The sequence below is a fragment of the Rathayibacter sp. Leaf185 genome (assembly GCF_001423885.1).
Classification (GTDB): Bacteria; Actinomycetota; Actinomycetes; order Actinomycetales; family Microbacteriaceae; genus Rathayibacter.
In genome coordinates, this window is sequence record NZ_LMPP01000006.1 from 42699 (window position 1) to 61489 (window position 18791).

The following is an 18791-nucleotide window of genomic DNA, read 5'->3' on the forward strand; positions in this document are numbered from 1 at the left end:
CTGCTACCGGGTCGTCTCGGTGATCTGGGTCCTCTCGATGATCGAGCGCATCGCGTCGCTCGCCGACCGCGCGTCGCTCCTCTGGATGCGGGTCGCCAGGTCGACGTGGAGCTGCAGGTCGTGGGCGTCGAAACCGTGCCCGCCGAGCTCGTGCAGGGTGCGCTCGTGCAGCGTCTCCTGGATGACGGAGGAGATCTGCGCGAACATCGGGTTGCCGGACGCCCGGAGGATGAGCGCGTGCAGCGCCTGATCCGCGCGCAGGAGCTCGTCGGGATCGGCGCCGGTCGATCCGGCACTCCACAGACGGGTCGCGGCGCTCACGATGCTCGCCGCCTCGTCCGGAGTCCGTCGCGCGGCCGCGAGGCGGGCGGCCTCCGGCTCGATCGCCAGACGCACCTCGGCGAGGGTCCGGAGCTGGCTCTCGCGCTGCGGTGACCGCAGGCGCCAGCGGATGACCTGGGAGTCGAAGAGGTTCCAGGCCGTCTCGGGGAGGACCCGCAGGCCGATGCGCTGGCGCGCCTCGAGCAGGCCCCTTGAGGCGAGCCCCCTGGCGACTTCGCGGACCACGCTGCGCGATGTCGCCGTCGCGACCTCGATCTCGTCCACCGTCACGACGGTGCCCTCGGGAAGCCGTCCGTCGCAGATGGCGGAGCCGAGCTGGTCGTTGAGCTGCGAGTAGCTGCTGCCGCCGCCCTTGACGACGGGCGAGAGTGCGCGGAGGCGCGTCACGCGGCCTCGCCCCCCGCCCTCACGACCGGCGTGATCACGAGCTCGTCGATGCAGACGTGCGAGGGGCTGTCGAGGACGAACTGAGTGGCGGCGGCGATGTCGACCGGAGTCAGCATCGACCGGCGGGCGTCGTCGTCGGGGACGACCGGGCGCTGCGCGAGGAACGCGGTGTCGACGTCGCCCGGGCAGAGGCAGCAGGCGCGGATGCCGTGGCGCTTCTCCTGCGCGTTGAGCGTGCGCGTCAACGACGACAGCGCGGTCTTGCTGGCGCTGTACGCGACTCCGGCGTCCGGGGAGAACTGCCACCCCGAGACCGACGAGATGAGGACGATGACCCCGTCGCCGGCCTCGCGCATCCCGGGGAGGACCGCGTCGACGACCCGCGCGCAGCCCGTCAGGTTCGTCTCGACGACGGAGGCGAAGCCCGCCATCGACTGGTCCCGCCAGTAGCGGTCCGGTCGATTCAGGCCTGCGGCTGCGACCAGTCTCGTCACCGGCCCCCAGGCGCCCTCGATGTCCCGGTGGACCGATCGGGCGTCGGAAGCCGAGGCCACGTCCATCGGGGCGATCAGGAACTCCCCGCCGACGACCTCGACGGCCTCCGCGGTCTCCCGGAGCAGCTCGGGGCGACGTCCGCTGAGCGCCACGCGGTGACCCTGCCGAGCCGCCGACACGGCGATCGCGCGGCCCATGCCGCTGCCGGCGCCGGTGATCCACAGGACGGGACGGGAGTCGGGAAGTGCCATGGGGGCTCCGTTCAGAAGAATGACTTGTTGCGACGATCCTGCCATGAAGTATGTTTTTTACTCTCGACGAGAAGAGGATCCGATGCTGATCGATTTCACCGGCCACGTGGTGGTCGTCACGGGCGCGGGCCAGGGGATCGGCCGCGTCATCGCGGAGTCGTTCGCGCAGGACGGGGCGACGGTCGTCCTCCTCGATGTCGCGGCCGATCTCCTCGAGGAGGTCGGCACCGACCTCGACGCCCGCGGCCTCTCGAGCGCTCAGTACGTCTGCGACGTGCGCGACGCGGCCGCGGTCCAGGGCGTGATGGACGATGTCGTCTCCCGATTCGGCCGCATCGACACCCTGATCAACAACGCCGGGGTGAACGTCGAGGGCCTGATCGAGGATCTCGACGTCGCGGCGTGGGACCGGTGCTTCGAGGTCAACGTCCGCGGCACGTTCACCACCTGCAAGGCGGTGATCCCCGTGATGAAGCGCCAGGGGCGGGGCCGGATCATCAACGCCGCGTCCTTCGCGGCGATCGTCCCGAGCGTCGGCGGCGCGGCCTATGCGGCGTCCAAGGCGGCCGTGGTCCAGTTCACCCGCACCCTCGCCGGCGAGGTGGGGCCGTGGAGCATCACCGCCAACTCCTACGCCCCCGGCATGATCCCCACCGCGATGAACGGGTTCGCCGAGCTGCCGGAGGAGGGCCAGGCGCAGAAGCTGGACATGCTGGCCGTGCGCCGCTGGGGCGAGGCGCAGGACATCGCCGATCTGCTGCGCTTCGTGGCCAGCGACTTCGCGGGCTACATCACCGGCACCCTCGTCGAGGTGAGCGGAGGCAAGCTCGCCACGCAGACCGCCAGGTCCGCCCCCTGACACCGACGCCTGGCGCCGACCGGGCCCCGCCGATACGCTTCGAGCCTTCGGAGCGGAGGGCACATGACGTCCGAGGACGACGCCGACTCCCGTCACCGGCAGAACATGTGGTGGGTGAGAGTCTCGGGAGTGACCGGGCTGCTCGCCCTCCTCGTCGCCGTGATCGCGCTCCTGCCGACGTCCGGACCCGGCTCGGGGGCGACCGAGCTCGACCTGACCGGCACGTGGGCCGGCGACATCACCGGGGATGACCGCGTCTATCCCCTGTCGGTCGCGATCCGGGACGACGGGACGACGGCGATGGCCACCGCGACGTACCCGGACATCCCGTGCCGGGGCACCTGGACTCAGCAGTCCCGGACGACGACGGGGATCTCGTTCGTCGAGGACATGCCCGAGGACGTCGTCTGCTTCGACGACGTCCCCGTCCACCTCGAGCTCGAGGACGGGTCGCTGATCTTCACCGCTGAGTCGGGCGGCCGCTCGCTGCGCGCCGTGCTGGTCGAGTCGGAGGGCTGACGCGGCCTCGCCTCCTGAAGCCGATCGCGACGGCGATGGCAGTGGCGGTGGCGGTGGCGCAGAGTGTGGCGCAGACGTGAGCAGATGTCAGTGGTCGCCTGTTGACTGCATCGTATGGAGACGATGGGAACGGCGGAGGCGGTGCTCGCAGAGGTGCGCGAGTGCGGTGACGACGTCGCGGGCGAGGACCGCGCGATGGCGCCGCGACGCCTCGCCACGGCCGAGCGGCTGTACGCGGGGCACCGCCGAGCGCTCGAGTCCCCCGAGTCGTTCGCGCGCGGGCTGCAGCTGTCGCGGAGTGAGGCGAACGACCTCGCGGAGCGGTCGATCCGGGCCGAACTGGCAGTCGCCCTCGGCACCTCCGAGCGGGCGGTCTCGCGTCGGATCGAGCACGCCCGGCTCCTCGTCGAGGATCTCCCGCTCACCCGAGCGGCCCTGGCGGCAGCGCTGATCCTCTGGGAGTCGGGTGAGCTCATCTGCGCGACCGCTGCCACCCTTCCGCCCGGATCCCGAGCCGCGCTCGACGAGTGTGCGGCCGAGGCGGCCGCCGCGATGACCCCGACGCAGCTGCGACGCGCCCTGGCCCGCTGGCGGGAGCAGCTGCACGAGCAGCCCTTCAGAGAGCGGCACGCCCGCGCCCGAGACGATCGCGCCGTCTGGCTCACCCCGGAGGTCGACGGGATGGCGACACTGACCGCGTACCTGCCTGCACCGTTCGCGGTCGGTGCCTACGACCGGCTCGACAGGATCGCCCGCAGCCTCCGGGACAGCAGCAGCGGCACCGGCTCTGGAGACGAGCGGACCCTCGCGCAGCTGCGCGCCGATGCCCTCGCCGATCTCCTCTGCGACGGCGACATCACCGGCACCACTCCCGTCTCCGGCGACGGGGCACCCGCGCCGACCTTCGTCCCCGGCATCCGCGCCGAAGTGCGGCTGACGCTCCCCGCGACCACCGCCGCCGGTCTCGACGACGCCTCCGCCGATCTCGACGGCTACGGCCTCATCCCCGCCGATCTCGCGCGCGCACTCGCCGACACCGCCGCGAGCTTCACCCAAGTCCTCACCGACCCGATGACCGGCACGGTCACCTCCGTCGGCCGAACCCACCGCCTTCCACCTCCGCGGATGCGACTCCACCTCCAGCTGCGCGATCAGACCTGCCGATTCCCCGGCTGCACCCGTCCCGCGTCGACGAGCGAGGCGGACCACACGATCGAGTGGCGCACCGGAGGTGAGACATCGCTCGACAACCTCGCCTCCCTCTGCACCGCGCACCACCACGTCCGACACGGCGACCGCTGGACCTACCGCCTCCACCCCGACGGCACCGCCGACTGGACCACCCCCACAGGCCGCCACGTCACCACCCGGCCACCCGCGCTCCCGGGCAGTCCGCCCGCGCCACGATTCACCGAAGCACCACCTCCGTTCTGAGTGGGCCCCGAGCGAGAGGATCTCCGCGCCAATCCCGAGCGGCCCGGCGCTGACCCGATGCCTCACAGCATCGCGGTCAGCACCCCTCCGTCGGCGCGGAGAGCGGCACCGTTCGTCGCCGAGGAGAGCGGGCTGGCGAGGTACACGGCGAGGTTCGCGATCTCGCCGGGCTCGAGGAAGCGCTCCAGGAGGGAGGTGCGGTTCGGGCCGGCGACCATCGCCTTCATCTCGTCCTCGGCGAGCCCGTTCGCGTCGGCGAGGCTCCGGACCGCGTCGGCCACGCCGTCGGAGTACGTGGGCCCGCCGAGGATCGTGTTGACCGTCACCCCCGTCCCCCGGGTGAGCTTCGCGAGACCGTTGCCCAGTGCGAGCACCGCCGCCTTGGTCACGCCGTAGTGCACCATGTCGGCCGGCACGTTCACTCCCGACTCGCTCCCGACGAAGACGATGCGGCCCCAGCCGGCGTCGATCATCCGCGGGAGCAGCGCCCTCGAGAGGCGCACCGCGCTCATCACGTTGACGTCGAAGAACTGGGCCCACTCGGCGTCGTCGACGTCGGCGAACGGCGTCACCTCGAAGAGCCCCGCGTTGTTGATGAGGATGTCGACGCGCCCGAGCTCCTCGAGCAGCCGGTCCGTCCCGGAGGCGTCGGCGAGGTCGGCCGCGAGGCCCGAGACCGCGGCACCCGGCACCTCGGCACCCGGCACCTCCCCCTCGAGCCGGCGCACCGCCTCCTGGACCCTGCGGTCGTCCCGGCCGTTGATCACCACGGTCGCGCCCTCACGGAGCAGCGCTCGCGCGATCGCGTAGCCGATTCCCTGCGTCGAGCCGCTGACGAAGGCGCGGCGGTGCGCGAGATGAAGATCCATGCGGGTTCCTGACGATCGATTCACTTGCTTGAGCAAGCAGAACCGTACGGTGGAGTCGTTGCTCAGTCAAGCAACCGGTACGCTGCGAGCATGGACGACCACCGCCCCCTCACCGGTGCAGACCTCGAGACGTGGTCCGCTCTGGCCACGGTCCTGGAGTGGCTCCCGCCGGCACTCGACGCCGACCTCGTCCGCGATGTCGAGCTCACCCACTTCGAGTACGGCATCCTCTACGCGCTGGCGGCAGCGCCCGACGGCGCCCTCCGGATGAGCACCCTCGCCGACTTCGCGAACAGCTCGCTGTCTCGCCTGTCCCGCGCGGTGTCGCGGCTCGAGTCGCGAGGCCGGGCACGCCGCAGCCCCGACCCCACGGACGGCCGCTCCACTCTGGCCGTCCTCACCGACGACGGGCGGGATCTGCTCGAGCGAGCCACGCCGACGCACGAGCGCGCGGTGAGAGCCCTGGTCCTCGATCCCCTCACGGCCACCCAGCGCCGTCAGCTGGGAGAGATCGCTCTGCGGATCCAACGCGCCGTCCGCGAGCGCGAGGGATGGCGGCCGTGACGACACCCCGCCGCCCCGACGTCACCGCCGTCGAGCTGATAGGCGGCCCTGAGGCGCTCCGGGTCGGGCTGCACCCCTTCGACGACCGCTGGCCCGACGTCTACGACGAGCGCCGCCGCCGGATCCTCGATGCCCTCACCGACGTCGATGTCGAGCACATCGGCTCGACATCGGTGCCCGGCCTCGCCGCCAAGCCGATCATCGACATCGTCGTCGCGGTCGCCGACATCACGGCCGAGGAGGACCACCTCGACGCCCTCCTCGCCGCCGGCTACGAGCTCCGCGTCCGCGAACCCGGCCACCGCCTCGTGCGGACGCCCGCCCGCGACGTCCACATCCACGTCTACGAGCGCGGCGCCCGCGCGATCGACGACTACCTCCTGCTCCGCGACCGGCTCCGCGCCCATCCGGAGGAGCGCGCCCTCTACGAGAGCATCAAGACGACGCTCATGGGCCGGCCGTGGGAGGACATGAACGCCTACGCCGACGCCAAGACCGAGGTCGTCCTCGCCATCCGCGAGCGCGCCCGGGCCGCCCGCGACTCCCCCTGATGGGGGCCGCGCCGCCGCTGCAGCAGGGGACTTCGAAGCACATCCGCGGCTAGCATTCAGACACGTGTCCGCCCGCGGCCCACCGCGGATCCTCTCGAAAGATCTGCCGTGAACTCACGCCGTCTCGTCCCCCTCGCCGCGCTCGGCTTCGCCGCTGCACTCCTCGCCACCGGGCTCGCCGCGGGTCCCGCGTCGGCGGCGCCCGTCGCGGCCCCGTCGTCGACCGGGCAGAAGGTCAGCCGCGAGGCCGTGCAGGCCGCCGACACCGATGTCGTCCTCTCGGGCACCATCGCTCTCTTGGACGTCGACGAGGCGCACCCCGCCCCGGCCGGAGCCGCGTACTCCCTCCGCATCGAGAACGACGCGTTCGAAGAGGTGCAGACGGTCACCGTCGAGTCGACGTTCTCGATCACCCTGCCCGGCGGGCAGAACTACTACCTGCAGGCCTCGGTGATCGGCGACTCCGCCTGGTACCCCGTCTGGTACGGCGACGACACCCCGATCTCCGTCGAGGCCGACCCGCTCGCCGCGACCACCGACGGCATCGCGATCACCCTGCCGCGCTCCGCTCCGGTCTCCGGCTCGGTCACCGCCGCCGCGATCGCCGGAGTCGCGACCACCGCGCTCGAGGTCCAGGCCTGGTGGTACGAGGCGGGCAGCGACGCCTTCTACAAGCTCGGAGACGACGCCTCCGCCGCGGGCGCCCCGACCACCGCCGTGCCGTGGTCGCTCGCCTCGGTCCCCGCGGGGCAGTACGTCTTCCACTCCGCCGAGGACGGCTACCCGGCCTACGACGACCAGTACTACTCGAAGCTTCCCCGCTTGGTCGAGAAGGCGCTCACGACGGTGCCCGTCGGCGGGCTCACCGGGATCGACTTCGCCCCCACCGCCTACGGCTCCGCCACCTCGCGCCTGGCCGGCTCCGACCGCTACGCCACCGGAGTCGCGGTGACGAAGTCGACGTTCGACACCGTCCCCGTCCTCTACATCGCGAGCGGCGGCAACTGGCCCGACGCGCTCAGCGCCGGACCGGCCGCCGCGGTGCAGAAGGGCGCGCTGCTGCTGACCGACCCGACCGCGCTGCCGGATGTGGTCGCCGCCGAGATCGTGCGGCTCTCCCCCCAGCGCATCGTCGTCGTCGGCAGCTCGCTCTCGGTGAGCGACGACGTCGTCGCGGACATCGACGGCCTGACCGACGCCACGGTCGAGCGCATCGCCGGATCGGACCGCTACGACACCTCGCGGAAGATCGTCGCCGACGCGTTCCCCGACGGCTCGTCGACCGTGTTCCTCGCGACCGGCACCAACTTCCCCGACGCACTGTCCGTCGCTCCGATCGCCGGCCGACTCGGTCAGCCGGTGCTCCTGGTCGACGGCGCGACGCAGCAGCTCGACGAGGCGACGAAGGCCGCCCTCTCGGCCCAGGGCGCCTCGGACGGCGTGCTGCTCGGCGGCACCCCGTCGATCTCGCAGGGCGTGCAGAACAGCCTGCAGAGCTCGGGGGTCGTGCAGAACGTGTCGCGCGTCGCCGGATCCGACCGCCACGACACCAGCCGGAAGCTCAACGACGCCTACCCGCCGTCGCTGCTGACCGACACCGCCTTCCTCGCCACGGCCGTCACCTTCGCCGACGCACTCGCGGTCGGCCCGGTCGCCGCCTCGGTCGGCGCCCCGCTGTACCTCAGTGAGCCGGACTGCGTCCAGCGCGCGACCCGGACCGCGCTGCAGAGGCACAACCTCGACTACGTCACCCTGCTCGGCAGCCCCCTGACGCTGTCGGACGCGGTCAAGTCGCTGACCGTCTGCGGCTAGACGCGCCCATGCCCACCGACCCCCGTCGATCGCGACGCCCGCTCCTCCTTCCCGCTCTCGGCCTGATCGTCGCGATGCTCCTCGCACTGCCGGCGGGCCCGCCCGCGGCCGGCGCCGAGATCGATCCGATCGTGGTGTCGGGCACGATCCACGTCAGCACCATCGACGAAGCGCATCCCGAACCGGTCGGAGACGCCTACCGCCTGAGCGCCGTGAACGAGGACTCGGTCGTCGTGAAGGAGATCGTGACAGGAGCCCGGTACTCGATGAGCCTGCCCGGCGGCCACAGCTATGCGCTGCGCGCCGAGGTGATCGGCGATCGCACCTGGTATCCGACCTGGTCGGGCGGCTCGCCGGTCGAGGAGGACGCGTACCGTGTCTCGGCCGACGACGACGACTTCGGGCTCTTCCTCGATCGCACCGCCGCGGTCTCGGGCGAGGTGACCGCCGCGGCGCTGCCCGGTGTCACCGCGCCCGAGTTCGTCGTCGAGACGTGGTGGCTGGGCATGACCGAGACCTACCTCCTCAGCACGACGCGAGTCAGCGCGACTCCGGGCAGAGCCACTCCCTGGTCCGTCAGCGGTGGAGTGCCCGTGGGAACCTACGTGTTCCGGATCGTCGGGGCCGGGTACCCGGACTACGACGCCGAGTACTACCCCGAGACGAACTCCGCGGACAAGTACTCCAACACGTTCGTCGACGTCGCCGGGCTCGACGACGTCGACTTCACCCCCACGGCGTACGGGTCGAGCGTCGTCCGCGTCGCCGGCACCGATCGCTACGCGACCGCCGTCGCGCTGACGGAGCCCGAGACCGGACCCGGTCAACCCGTGCTCTACCTGGCGAGCGGGGAGAACTGGCCCGACGCGCTCAGTGCCGGACCGGCGGCCAGCCACAGGAACGGCGCGCTGCTGCTCACCGATCCTCGCGCACTGCCCGAGGTGGTGGCCGACGAGATCGTCCGGCTCGAGCCCGACCGCATCGTCGTCGTCGGAGGCCCGAATTCCGTGAGCGACGACGTCCTCAGGAGCGTCGAGGCCCTGACGGAGGCGCCGGTCGAGCGCATCGCCGGCTCCGATCGCTACGAGACCTCGCGGCTCATCGTCGAGGACGCCTTCGAGGGCGAGTACGAGACCGTGTTCCTGGCGACCGGGACCGCCTTCCCCGACGCCCTCTCGGTCGCTCCGATCGCGGGACGCCGCAGCGAACCCGTCCTCCTGGTCGACGGTGCCCGCGGATCCCTCGACGCCCCGACGCGACGAGCCCTCGAGCGGCTCTCGCCCGCAGTCGGCCAGCTGCTCGGGGGCACCCCCTCGATCTCGGCCGGTATCGAGTCGGCGCTGGCGGGTTCCGGTCTCGTCGATCGGGTCGACCGCATCGGAGGAGTCGACCGCCACGAGACCAGCAGGCTGCTCAATGCCCGCTACCCGTCGTCGCTGGGCAACAACAGGGTCTACCTCGCCTCGGCGACGAACTTCGCGGACGCTCTCGCCGCCGGTCCCGTCGCCAGAGGCTGGGGCGCGAACCTGTACCTCAGCGAGCCGGGCTGCGTCCCGCGTGCGACGAGGGTGCAGATGCAGTCGCTCTACCTGGACGACGTGACGCTGGTGGGTGGCGAGCCCACGCTCTCGCCCGCCGTCGCCCGGTTGACCGCCTGCTGAACTCCACTCCCTCCAACGGGGGTCAAGCTCGACACCGGCGCCCGATAGTGTTCACAGACATCGTGTCCTCCGCGGCCCGCCGCGACGTCCAGAAAGCATCGCTGTGACTCCTCGCCGCCGCCACGCGCTCCTCGTGTCCGCCTCCTCCGTCGCGATCGGCGCTCTCGTCGTCCTCGGGACGGCGAGCCCCGCCTCCGCCGCCTCGGCGCCGATCAGCGGAACGATCACCGCTCCTGCCGGCGTCACCGGAGACCACCGCTACGTCGTGCAGGCGTGGTCGATCGACACGAACATCGAGGACTCGGTGCTCTCCGCCGACACGACGATCACGATCGCGGGCAGCACGTCGGGCGACTACTCGCTGCCGGCGCTGTCATCGGGCCGGTACACGGTCCGCGTGCTCGAGCAGCCGACCGGCGCCGGCGTTCCCGTCGTGGCGGACGAGTTCTGGGAGGACACCGACTGGGTCGGCTCGGCGACGACGGTCGTGGTCGGAGAGTCCGCGGTCGAGGACATCGACTTCACTCCCGGCACCTGGTCCTTCTCGTCCGCGCGCATCGAGGGATCCGACCGCTACGCGACCTCGGTGGCGACGACGCAGACCGTCGAGCCCGGCGTGCCGGTGCTGTACCTCGCGAGCGGCGCGAAGTGGGCGGATGCGCTCAGCGCCGGCCCCGCGGCCGCGATCCAGGGCGGGGCACTGCTGCTCACCGACCCGGACGCACTGCCCGCGACGGTGTCGGCCGAGATCACGCGTCTCGCCCCGAAGAAGACGATCGTCGTCGGCAGCGAGGACACCGTCTCGGCCGCCGTCTACGCGCAGATCGACGCGCTCGTCGGCGACGTGAAGCGGATCGGCGGCACCGACCGCTACGACACGTCGCGCCGGATCGTCGCCGACGCCTTCCCGGCGCGCTCCTACGACCAGGTGTTCCTCGCCACCGGCGGCAACTTCCCCGACGCCCTCTCGGTCGCGCCCGTGGCCGGACGCGGGGGCGAGGCCGTCCTGCTCGTCGACGGAGCCGAGAGCGACCTCGACGCGGCGACGATCGCGGCCCTGAAGCGCATCGACCCGGCCACCGCCGTGGTGATCGGCCAGGAGCCCTCGATCTCGGCGGGCATCGAGACCGCACTGACCGCCTCCGGAGCCGTCGACGAGACGACCCGCATCGGCGGGCCCAGCCGCTACGCCACCAGCCGCCTGATCAACGAGGCCTACCCGCCTGCGCCGCTCATCGACACGACCTTCCTCGCCTCGGGCGAGGGCTTCGCCGACGCCCTCTCGGGTGCGACCGCCGCCGCCGCGAGCGGCGCGCCGATCTCGCTGAGCTACCCCGGCTGCGTGCCCGCCGAGACGGTCGACTCGCTGAAGCGCCTGCACCTCGACACCGCCACCGTGCTCGGCAGCGAGCTCACGCTCTCCCGGGCGGTCAGCACCGTCACCTCCTGCTGACCCGGCGCGAGCAGTGAGCACCGCTCCCCTCCTCATCGGCATCGAGACCGGGGGGACGAAGGTCGTCGCCGCGGTCGCCGCGGCATCGGCGCCCGAGACGATCCTGGCGACGACCACACTGCCGACCCGCGGGCCGGACGAGACGCTCGCCGGCCTCGCCGCGTTCGTGCGCGATCCGGGAGTCGACGGGACCGTCGCGGCCGTCGGGCTCGCCTCCTTCGGGCCGCTCGTCGTCGACGCGTCCTCGCCCGACTACGGACGCCTGACGTCGACGCCGAAGCTCGACTGGGAGGGCGCCGACGTGCTGAGCGGCTTCGCCGACGCCGCCCCGGGTGCCCGGCTGGGGCTGGTCACCGACGTCAACGGTGCCGCGCTGGGCGAGGCCCGCTGGGGCGCCGGGGTCGGAGTCGCGGACTTCGCCTACCTGACCGTCGGCACGGGCGTCGGCGGAGGGCTGATCTCGGGTGGGAGCCTGCTCGCCGGCAGCGGCTGGCCGGAGGTCGCACACGTGCTCCCGCGGCGACACCCCGAGGACCGCTTCGACGGGATCTGCCCGTTCCACGGCGACTGCGTCGAGGGCCTGGTGTCGGGCCCGGCGATCGCGGCGCGCTGGGGAGTCGACGGCTCGCGCCTCGGACCCGACGACGCCACCGCGAACCTCCGATTGAGCTCGTACTACCTCGCGCAGCTCGTGACGACGCTCGCCTTCGTGGCGGGCGTGCGCCTCGCGATCATCGGGGGCGGGGTCTCGAAGACCCCCGGACTCGTCGCCGCTGTCGAGGCCGAGACGACGCGGCTGATGGGCGCGCCCGGTGCGACCGGCACGGGCGGCGGGCCGGTGCGGGTCGTGCGGCCGGGTCTCGGCGACGAGGCGGGGGTGCGCGGCGCGCTCTCGCTCGCGGAGTCGCTGCTGCACTGATCTGCTGCTGCGCTGACCTGCTGCTGCGCTGACCTGCTGCTGCGCTGGCCTGCTCGACGCGCCCCGCTCAGCCGCCGCCGGCCAGCAGCGTCGCGACGTCCTCCCGGATCGCCCCGTAGTCGGGGTCGCCGGAGTCGACCAGGGGCGGCACGAGCTCGAGCGTGCTGAGCGGCTGCGATCGCGCCCGGAGGCCCAGGGCGAGGAGCTCGCCCAGCGCGCCCCGCGGAGCATCGGTGGTCAGCACGCGGGACACCGCCCGCGCGATCGCCGGGAATCTCGCGAGGACGTCGACGGGACCCAGGCGCGCGAGGATCGCCTGCTGGACGTCGCGCTGGCGCTGCATCCGGTCGTAGTCGCCGTTGCTGCTCCCGTACCGCGAGCGGGAGTACGCGAGGGCGTTGGACCCGTCGAGGTGGTGCGCACCGGGGGTGAGCCAGGCGTTCACTCCCTGCAGTTCGCCGTCCTCGTCCAGGGTTCCCCCGAAGGGGAGGTCCTCCGTGCCCGTGTACGTGATGTCGACTCCTCCGAGGGCGTCGATCAGGTCGGCGAACCCCTGCATGTCGACGAGGACGTAGTACTGCACGGGCAGACCGAGGATCCCGCTCACCGCGTCGCGCATGCCCTCGATCCCCGGTGAGCTCCCCGCCGCCTCGGCGTCCGGGTACAGCTCCGGCTCCTTCAGCTGCACCTCGGTGTAGATCGAGTTCAGCTGGCACACGTCGACGTTGCAGTCCTTCCGGGGATACCCGTCGGGGTAGAGCGTCGACAGGGGCGACTCCGCGGGGAACGGGATGTTCTGGAGGTCGCGGGGCAGGCCGATGACGGCCGCCTCTCCGCTCTGCGCGTCGATGGACAGCACCGAGATGCTGTCGGGCCTGAGCCCGTCGCGACCCTCCCCCGCGTCGCCCCCGAGCAGCATCACGGTGTAGCGCCCGTCGACAGGAGCGGCCGCCGGGCGATCGGCGAAGACGCTCGAGAGCAGCCCCCTCGAGAGTCCCACCAGGTGGGCGGCGTACCCGGTGGATCCCGCCGAGAGGGCGATCACCAGAGCGGTACCGGCAGCGATCAGCGGTCGCGCCCGCGGCCGGACGCGGACCAGCCGGACGAGCCGCAGGGTGTCGAGGGGCAGGACGATCCACAGCAGACCGTAGAGGAGCAGGACGGCCTGCAGAGCGATGAGTGCCGGGTCGGAGGTGAGGACGGAGAGAAGTGGCCCCGGGAGGGCGAGGAACAGGACCGCCAGGAGGACGACCGCACCCCCGAGTGCGAGGGTCGCCCCGAGGCCGAGGCGACCGAGCCGCCTCGATCCGGCCAGGACCTGGGCGGATCCGGGGAGGACGACGCAGAGGACGAGCAACCACCAGCCCCGTCGCGTCATCACCGCTGCGGAATCGCTGTCGGGCGATCGCAGGGGCAGTGCCGTCACCGCAGCACCTCCGCCATCCGGCACTCCTCTCGTCGGTCGCACCCGCGATCAGATGCCGTCGCGCCGCCGGCGGCCCGAGCATCAGACGCCACCGGCGCCCGTCAGTATGCCATTCCTGTATGGTCACTTTTACGTGAGGACTCCTCACATCAGCGGGCGGTCGCCCGCTGCACGCGACCACGGCGAAGGACACGGACGATGACGAAGAACACCGCTCGACTCGGGAGGACCGCTCGACTCGGCGTGGCGCTGCTGGCCGCGGCGTTGCTCGGCGGGACGATCGCTCCCTCCGCCGCAGCCGACACGATCTCCTGCTCGGCCGGGCGCTCCACGGCCTCGGCATCGGTGTCGAGCCGCGACTTCGCCAACGGCAACCTCTGCCTGGTCAACGGGCGCTACAAGGCCGTCCACCAGTCCGATGGCAACTTCGTCGTCTACCGGAGCTCGACCGCGACATGGAACAGCGGGACCTCGGGCAGAGGGGCGCAGAAGATCTCGCTCCAGGGCGACAGCAACCTGGTCGTCTACGGCGGCGGCGGAGCCCTGTGGGCCTCGAACACCTCCGCGGGCAACCGCTGGAACAGCACCACGCTCGCGATGCAGAGCGACGGCAACCTCGTCCTGTACGGCAACGGCGACGGCCGTTCCACCGCCCTCTGGTGGACGGGGACGAACTAGGCGTCGAGCGCGTCGAGGTCGCGCAGCGCCGCGCGGGCCCGCTCGAGCCGGTCGGCCTCGGGCTCGTCCCACCACTCGGGGCCGCGCTCGCCGAGGCCGTGCTTCGCGAGGCCGACGCGCGTGCGAGCGGCGGCCACGGCCTCCGGATCGCCCCTGGCCGCCCGCACGCCCGACCGCCCGCGGCCGAGGTGCGAGGTCAGCGCCTCGACGAGGTCGCCGGGGAGGCTCGGGTCGGTCCGCCGCCACCGGCGCCCGTTGATCACGAGCCAGCGCTCGTCGTCCTCGCTCATCGCGGTCGCCGATTGATGCGGTCGCCGGTGCTCGAGAGGTCCGCATCGGCAGGCAGCGGGAGCGCCTCGATCATCCCCTCGGCGGCGAGCGCCAGGAGCGCGTCGATCAGCTCCCGCGAGCCGCCGACCACGGTCGAGTCGAAGTCGATCTCGCTCGCCAGATACCAGGCCCGGTCCTCGGGCCAGAGGGCGATCGGAGTCTGCACGGTCATCCCGGAGGCGTCCGCGAAACCGGAGTCGCGTGCCCAGGCCGTGTCGGTCATCGCGCGCACGTCGAGCGAGAAGAGCAGGCAGTCGCGGCCCGGCAGCGAGAGGTACTCGGCCGCGGCGATCTCGGGGTGCTCCCACCCGGTCGGGCGGGTGTCCGACATCCAGGCGGGCTCCTCGGCTCCGCCGCCGGAGCGCGAGAGCAGGATGGTCGTGCTGCCGGTCAGCACCCCGAAGCCCTCCCAGAAGGCGGCGAGGCAGTCCTCCGGAGTCGCGGTGCAGCGCGCGAGCACCCCCGCGATCGCGGCCAGCTCGTCGAGCGGGAGCTCGCCGGTGCTCGGAGCGCTGTAGTCGTCCGGGTGGTCGCCGACGAGGTCGTCCCACTGAGCGAGCGAGTGCAGCACCGTCCCCGCGTGCTCGGCGACCTCGCGCCACCGGACCGGCCGGTCCTCGCGATGGTCGGCGGGATGCAGGATCCGCACCGCCGCCTCGAACACGGGCGGCACGATGCCGTCGATCGTGCCGAAGCGCCCGAGGGAGTCGAGCACCCAGCGGGCGCGCTCGACGTCGGTCTCGGCGCGCAGGGGTCCCATCGCGCCAGGCTAGCGGCGGGCGATCGCGCCCGACAGGGCCGCGAAGGCGCGCTCGGGCCCGGGGGCGTCACGCAGCTCGGCTGACAGCTCCGCGAGGCACTCGCGGGACTCGCCGTCCAGCGCCAGCATCCGGCGCGCGGCGTCCGCGAGCTCGGTGGCGGAGGCGGCGTTCGGGTCGAGGACCTCGGCGACGCCCGCGTCCTCGAGGGCAGCGGCTCCCGCGAACTGGTCGGTCGAGAAGGGCAGCACGACCAGCGGGACCCCGGCGGTCATCGACTCCGTGACGCTGTTGTTGCCGCCGTGTGTGACGGCCAGTGCGGCGCGGCCGAGCAGGGTGACCTGAGGCAGGAACCCGCGGACCAGCCAGCCGGACGGGACGTCGCCGAGCGCCGAGCGCGGCGTGGCTCCGGAGGCGAGCGCGACGCGCACCGGGCGGCCGTCGACCTCGACGCCGGCGAGCCCCGCGACGACCCGGGCGAGCACGTCGTCGCGCACCGAGAGGAAGCTGCCGAAGCTCACGTAGACGATCGGATCGTCGGAGCCGGCGAGCCACTCCTCGACCTCGTCGTCGCGCTCCTCCGAGCGCACGGCCGAGCCGAGGAACGCGTGCGGCGGCAGCTGCGCGGTGCGGGCCGGGTCGTGCAGCTCGCGTGGGTAGTTCAGCAGCAGCACGTCGCCCGACTCGGCGAAGGCGTCGGTGCTGGGCTGCGCGGTCGGGTCGAGCGCGCTCAGCGCCGCGTTCCACTCCGCGGTGAAGGAGTCGCGGACCCGCTCGCAGAGCTCGCGCAGCGCCGCCGACTCGTCGGGCGCGGGCGCGAAGGCGTCGGGCCAGACCGGGGGGAAGCCGTAGACCTCGCCCGGCACGGTCAGCGCGCTCGGGTGACCGAGCACCACGTCGCCGTACGGCACCCCGAGGGCGCGCAGCGCGACGCGCGCAGTGAAGGCGAGGTGGTCGACGACGATCGCGTCGGGCTGCACCTGGTCGAGGATCTCGCGCAGGCGCGCGGAGACGCCGGCCGGGTCCCAGAGCAGATCGGTCAGGCGCTCGCGGGCCTGGTAGGTCAGCGTCGGCACCATGCCGAGGCGGGTCGCGTCGAAGAAGCCGCGGAGCGACTCCCCCTCGTCGGGCGCCTGCTCCTCGGCCCGGATCGTGCCCGCGTTCGAGCCTCGACCGAGCCGGAGCGGGATGTGCTCGAAGCCGAAGCCGAAGCCGTCGACGATGGCGCGGGTCGCCTCACCCGTCGCCACCACGACGCGCTCGCCCCGGTCGCGCCACGCGGTGCCGAGCGTGGCGAGCGGGAGCAGGTGCGACGCGTAGTCGGGGCTGACGATCAGGAGGGTCACGACGCACCCAGCACGAGACCCGAGGGGAACGGGCGCTCCTGATCGGCGGTCGCGCGAGCGTAGACGCCCGTCAGTGCGCGGGCCATGGCCTGGATCGTGTACCGCTCCGCGACCATCGCGCGACCGCGAGTCGAGGCGTCCGCGCCGAGTGGTCCGTCGGCCAGGTCAAGGGCGTCGCCGACCGCGTGGGCGAGCGCGCCGGCATCGGTCGTGTCGATCAGGAAGCCGGTGACGCCCTCCTCGACGTAGGTGACCGGGCCGCCCGTGGCCGGCGCGACGACGACGAGTCCCGCGGCCAGCGCCTCCAGGAGCGCGATGCCGAACTCCTCCTTGACGCTCGCGCAGACGTAGGCGCCGCCGGGCGCCGCGAGTCCCGGGCGGCCGTGGCGCACCGCGCCGAGCCAGCGCGCGACCGTGCCGTTCGGCCGGTGACCGGCCAGCAGGAGTCCGTCCGACGAGACGGCGCCGATGCGGTCGAGCTGCTCCCGCTCGTCGGGGCTCGGGGTGCCGAGGTCTCCTCCCACCAGGAGGAGGTTGGCGCGCTCGCGCAGCGAGGGGTCACCCGCCCAGGCCTCGGCGAGGGTCGCCATGCCCTTGACCCGGTGCAGGCGACCGACACTGAGCAGCAGCGGCAGACCGCGCCGCTCCTCCGGCAGCTCGGCGAGCAGCAGGTCGAGCGAGGCGAGGTCGTCCCGCGCGTCAGCGGCCACGGTTCCACCGGCGGCCGCGATCCGGGCCGCCTCCTCGCCGCGCTCGACCAGCCGCACGTCGATCCCCTCCGGGACGATCGTGTGGCGCTCGGGATGGGCGGTGATGTCGATGCCGATCAGCTCGCGCATGCTCGACTGGAGGTCGGCGCGCGGGAACAGCACCGTGTGCGCTGCGTCGGCGGCGAGTCGCTGCACGAGCCGCACCCGGAACCAGAAGTGCTCGACGGCGTCGCGATCGCCGAAGTCGGCGCGCGAGAGCGCTCCGGAGGCGTCCAGCCCGGCGATCAGGGCGTGCGGGTCGGGAGCGACGGTGAAGACAGTGGGGATCTCGAGCTCCCGGGCGACCGCCGCGGCCGCGAGCGAGCCGACGTCCGCCATGCGCAGGTGCAGCACGTCCACGCGACCGGCGGCACGGAGGATGCGCCGGATCCCGCGCTCGGCGGCGACGCGGCGCGGCCACGCCTGCGGCATCGGCACCGGCAGCCCGACGAACGGCACCGGCGCGAAGCCGTGGCCCGAGACAGGCAGGTCGGCGAGCGCCCGCTCCGCCTCGACCGGGGTGCCCCGCGAGAGGGTGAGCACGCGCGAGACGCCCTCCTCGCCGAGAGCGTCGCCCAGGCGGACGAGCAGCGTCGCGATGCCGCCGTTGTCGCCGGCGCCGACCCGGGTGAGCGTGCCGTCGATGTCGGCGTGCACGAAGAGCTGCGCGACGGTCGGTCCGGCCGCGGAGGCCGGGACGGGAGCGCGATCGGCGAGCGCGAGGCGCGCGACCGCGCCGAGCTGACCCGCGTCGTCGGCCAGGCGCGCGAGCAGCAGCGCCGCGTCGTCCGACCGGCGCTCGCCCAGCGCGTCCGCGGCGGCCATGCGCACCTCGAAGCACTCCTCGTCGTCGGCAGCGAGGTGCAGGAGGGCGCGCTCGGCGATCGCGCCGGGCACCAGCCCGAGCGTCTCGGCGTAGCGCGCGCGCACCTCGAAGTCGCGCTCACCGATCAGCGCGCCCTCGAGCGCGAGCGCGAGGAGATCGGGGGTCGACGGCGCCCACAGGAGGAGGGTGCGCTGCGCGAGCATGCCCGCGAAGCCTCCCTCGCGGAGCATCCGGAGCAGGGGTCCGATGGCGGTGGGGCGCGGCAGGCGGCCGCCGAAGGCCCACGCGGCGTGCTCGCGGAGGAAGGCACGGTCATCGGCGAGGAGCGCCAGGAGTGCGAGGTCCGCCTCCTCATCGAAGACCTGCGCGAGCGAGTGCACCGCGGCGATGGCGGTGAGCTGGTCGGAGGGGTCGAGTGCGGCGCGCAGGAGCAGCCGGACCGCGCGCCCGCCGCCGTCGCTCACGGCGGCGATGGTCAGCTCATCGGCGGCGCGGATCGCCTCGAGGAGGGTCGGTGCGCTGCGCACGGCATCGAGAACGGTCTGCACGGCCACGGTTCACC

General features: G+C 72.9%; 18 protein-coding genes. 10 read left to right on the plus strand and 8 right to left on the minus strand.

All coding sequences use genetic code 11. The features are described from left to right. Positions 1-3: 3 nt before the first annotated feature. Positions 4-729, minus strand: coding sequence for a FadR/GntR family transcriptional regulator (locus ASG06_RS16785; protein WP_082499333.1), 726 nt, complete (start codon positions 727-729; stop codon positions 4-6). Next, complete coding sequence (locus ASG06_RS16790; RefSeq protein ID WP_056044720.1) at positions 726-1475, minus strand: SDR family oxidoreductase; 750 nt, start codon at positions 1473-1475, stop codon at positions 726-728. Before ASG06_RS16790 ends, ASG06_RS16785 begins: the two co-directional genes overlap by 4 nt. 82 nt (positions 1476-1557) lie before the next feature. Between ASG06_RS16790 and ASG06_RS16795 the strand changes: the two genes are divergently transcribed. From ASG06_RS16795 to ASG06_RS16805, 3 genes are all read left to right on the plus strand, one after another. After that, a complete protein-coding gene (locus ASG06_RS16795; protein WP_056044722.1) occupies positions 1558-2334 on the plus strand; it encodes an SDR family NAD(P)-dependent oxidoreductase in 777 nt (258 codons plus the stop codon). Positions 2335-2397: 63 nt separating this feature from the next. Further along, positions 2398-2853: a hypothetical protein gene (locus ASG06_RS16800; RefSeq protein ID WP_056044724.1), complete on the plus strand. Its 456-nt coding sequence runs from the start codon at positions 2398-2400 to the stop codon at positions 2851-2853. Between the two features lie 114 nt (positions 2854-2967). Further along, positions 2968-4287 (plus strand): HNH endonuclease signature motif containing protein, encoded by a 1320-nt coding sequence (locus ASG06_RS16805; protein WP_056074169.1) that lies wholly within the window; start codon positions 2968-2970, stop codon positions 4285-4287. A 62-nt stretch (positions 4288-4349) separates the two neighbouring features. Here ASG06_RS16805 and ASG06_RS16810 read toward each other — a convergent pair whose 3' ends face one another. Then, positions 4350-5156, minus strand: a complete 807-nt coding sequence (locus ASG06_RS16810) for an SDR family NAD(P)-dependent oxidoreductase (RefSeq protein WP_056044727.1) — start codon at positions 5154-5156, stop codon at positions 4350-4352. Positions 5157-5246: 90 nt separating this feature from the next. Here ASG06_RS16810 and ASG06_RS16815 point away from each other — a divergent pair, with 90 nt between their 5' ends. The 6 genes from ASG06_RS16815 (at position 5247) to ASG06_RS16840 (ending at position 12116) form a co-directional block, all read left to right on the plus strand. Next, positions 5247-5720: a MarR family winged helix-turn-helix transcriptional regulator gene (locus tag ASG06_RS16815; RefSeq protein ID WP_056044729.1), complete on the plus strand. Its 474-nt coding sequence runs from the start codon at positions 5247-5249 to the stop codon at positions 5718-5720. Continuing rightward, positions 5708-6271, plus strand: a complete 564-nt coding sequence (locus tag ASG06_RS16820; RefSeq protein WP_056044731.1) for a GrpB family protein — start codon at positions 5708-5710, stop codon at positions 6269-6271. Before ASG06_RS16815 ends, ASG06_RS16820 begins: the two co-directional genes overlap by 13 nt. A 108-nt stretch (positions 6272-6379) precedes the next feature. Next, the gene (locus ASG06_RS16825) at positions 6380-8083 is read left to right on the plus strand and encodes a cell wall-binding repeat-containing protein (protein WP_056044732.1); all 1704 of its coding nucleotides are present in this window, start codon (positions 6380-6382) and stop codon (positions 8081-8083) included. 8 nt (positions 8084-8091) lie between these two features. Next, positions 8092-9744, plus strand: coding sequence for a cell wall-binding repeat-containing protein (locus tag ASG06_RS16830; protein ID WP_056044734.1), 1653 nt, complete (start codon positions 8092-8094; stop codon positions 9742-9744). 103 nt (positions 9745-9847) lie between these two features. Beyond that, entirely contained in the window at positions 9848-11197 is a 1350-nt protein-coding gene (locus ASG06_RS16835; protein ID WP_056044736.1) for a cell wall-binding repeat-containing protein, read from the plus strand. 13 nt (positions 11198-11210) lie between these two features. Continuing rightward, positions 11211-12116 (plus strand): ROK family protein, encoded by a 906-nt coding sequence (locus tag ASG06_RS16840; protein WP_056044737.1) that lies wholly within the window; start codon positions 11211-11213, stop codon positions 12114-12116. Positions 12117-12183: 67 nt separating this feature from the next. Here the strand turns inward: ASG06_RS16840 and ASG06_RS16845 are convergent, their stop codons facing one another. Next, positions 12184-13542 carry an LCP family protein gene (locus tag ASG06_RS16845; RefSeq protein ID WP_231727805.1) on the minus strand — a complete coding sequence of 453 codons (1359 nt, stop codon included), beginning with the start codon at positions 13540-13542 and terminating at the stop codon, positions 12184-12186. A gap of 198 nt (positions 13543-13740) precedes the next feature. Here ASG06_RS16845 and ASG06_RS16850 point away from each other — a divergent pair, with 198 nt between their 5' ends. Continuing rightward, the gene (locus ASG06_RS16850; protein ID WP_056044739.1) at positions 13741-14220 is read left to right on the plus strand and encodes a hypothetical protein; all 480 of its coding nucleotides are present in this window, start codon (positions 13741-13743) and stop codon (positions 14218-14220) included. On the opposite strand, the gene ASG06_RS16855 is transcribed toward ASG06_RS16850, so the two are convergent. The 4 genes from ASG06_RS16855 to ASG06_RS16870 are packed head-to-tail and all read right to left on the minus strand — an operon-like array spanning position 14217 to position 18783. Beyond that, positions 14217-14510, minus strand: coding sequence for a hypothetical protein (locus ASG06_RS16855; protein WP_056044741.1), 294 nt, complete (start codon positions 14508-14510; stop codon positions 14217-14219). The genes ASG06_RS16850 and ASG06_RS16855 overlap by 4 nt on opposite strands. After that, positions 14507-15310: a hypothetical protein gene (locus tag ASG06_RS16860; RefSeq protein ID WP_056044743.1), complete on the minus strand. Its 804-nt coding sequence runs from the start codon at positions 15308-15310 to the stop codon at positions 14507-14509. The genes ASG06_RS16855 and ASG06_RS16860 overlap by 4 nt, the downstream gene beginning before the upstream one ends. 9 nt (positions 15311-15319) lie before the next feature. Beyond that, positions 15320-16654, minus strand: coding sequence for a glycosyltransferase (locus tag ASG06_RS16865; RefSeq protein ID WP_056044746.1), 1335 nt, complete (start codon positions 16652-16654; stop codon positions 15320-15322). Further along, positions 16651-18783: a glycosyltransferase gene (locus tag ASG06_RS16870; RefSeq protein WP_056044748.1), complete on the minus strand. Its 2133-nt coding sequence runs from the start codon at positions 18781-18783 to the stop codon at positions 16651-16653. The genes ASG06_RS16865 and ASG06_RS16870 overlap by 4 nt, the downstream gene beginning before the upstream one ends. Positions 18784-18791 lie beyond the last annotated feature (8 nt).

Excerpts from the sequence above, each read along its gene's own strand:
- ASG06_RS16790 (WP_056044720.1), bottom strand. The coding sequence starts at position 1,475 with ATGGCACTTCCCGACTCCCGTCCCGTCCTGTGGATCACCGGCGCCGGC.
- ASG06_RS16795 (WP_056044722.1), top strand. The coding sequence starts at position 1,558 with ATGCTGATCGATTTCACCGGCCACGTGGTGGTCGTCACGGGCGCGGGC.
- ASG06_RS16800 (WP_056044724.1), top strand. The coding sequence starts at position 2,398 with ATGACGTCCGAGGACGACGCCGACTCCCGTCACCGGCAGAACATGTGG.
- ASG06_RS16805 (WP_056074169.1), top strand. The coding sequence starts at position 2,968 with ATGGAGACGATGGGAACGGCGGAGGCGGTGCTCGCAGAGGTGCGCGAG.
- ASG06_RS16810 (WP_056044727.1), bottom strand. The coding sequence starts at position 5,156 with ATGGATCTTCATCTCGCGCACCGCCGCGCCTTCGTCAGCGGCTCGACG.
- ASG06_RS16815 (WP_056044729.1), top strand. The coding sequence starts at position 5,247 with ATGGACGACCACCGCCCCCTCACCGGTGCAGACCTCGAGACGTGGTCC.
- ASG06_RS16820 (WP_056044731.1), top strand. The coding sequence starts at position 5,708 with ATGGCGGCCGTGACGACACCCCGCCGCCCCGACGTCACCGCCGTCGAG.
- ASG06_RS16830 (WP_056044734.1), top strand. The coding sequence starts at position 8,092 with ATGCCCACCGACCCCCGTCGATCGCGACGCCCGCTCCTCCTTCCCGCT.
- ASG06_RS16850 (WP_056044739.1), top strand. The coding sequence starts at position 13,741 with ATGACGAAGAACACCGCTCGACTCGGGAGGACCGCTCGACTCGGCGTG.
- ASG06_RS16855 (WP_056044741.1), bottom strand. The coding sequence starts at position 14,510 with ATGAGCGAGGACGACGAGCGCTGGCTCGTGATCAACGGGCGCCGGTGG.
- ASG06_RS16860 (WP_056044743.1), bottom strand. The coding sequence starts at position 15,310 with ATGGGACCCCTGCGCGCCGAGACCGACGTCGAGCGCGCCCGCTGGGTG.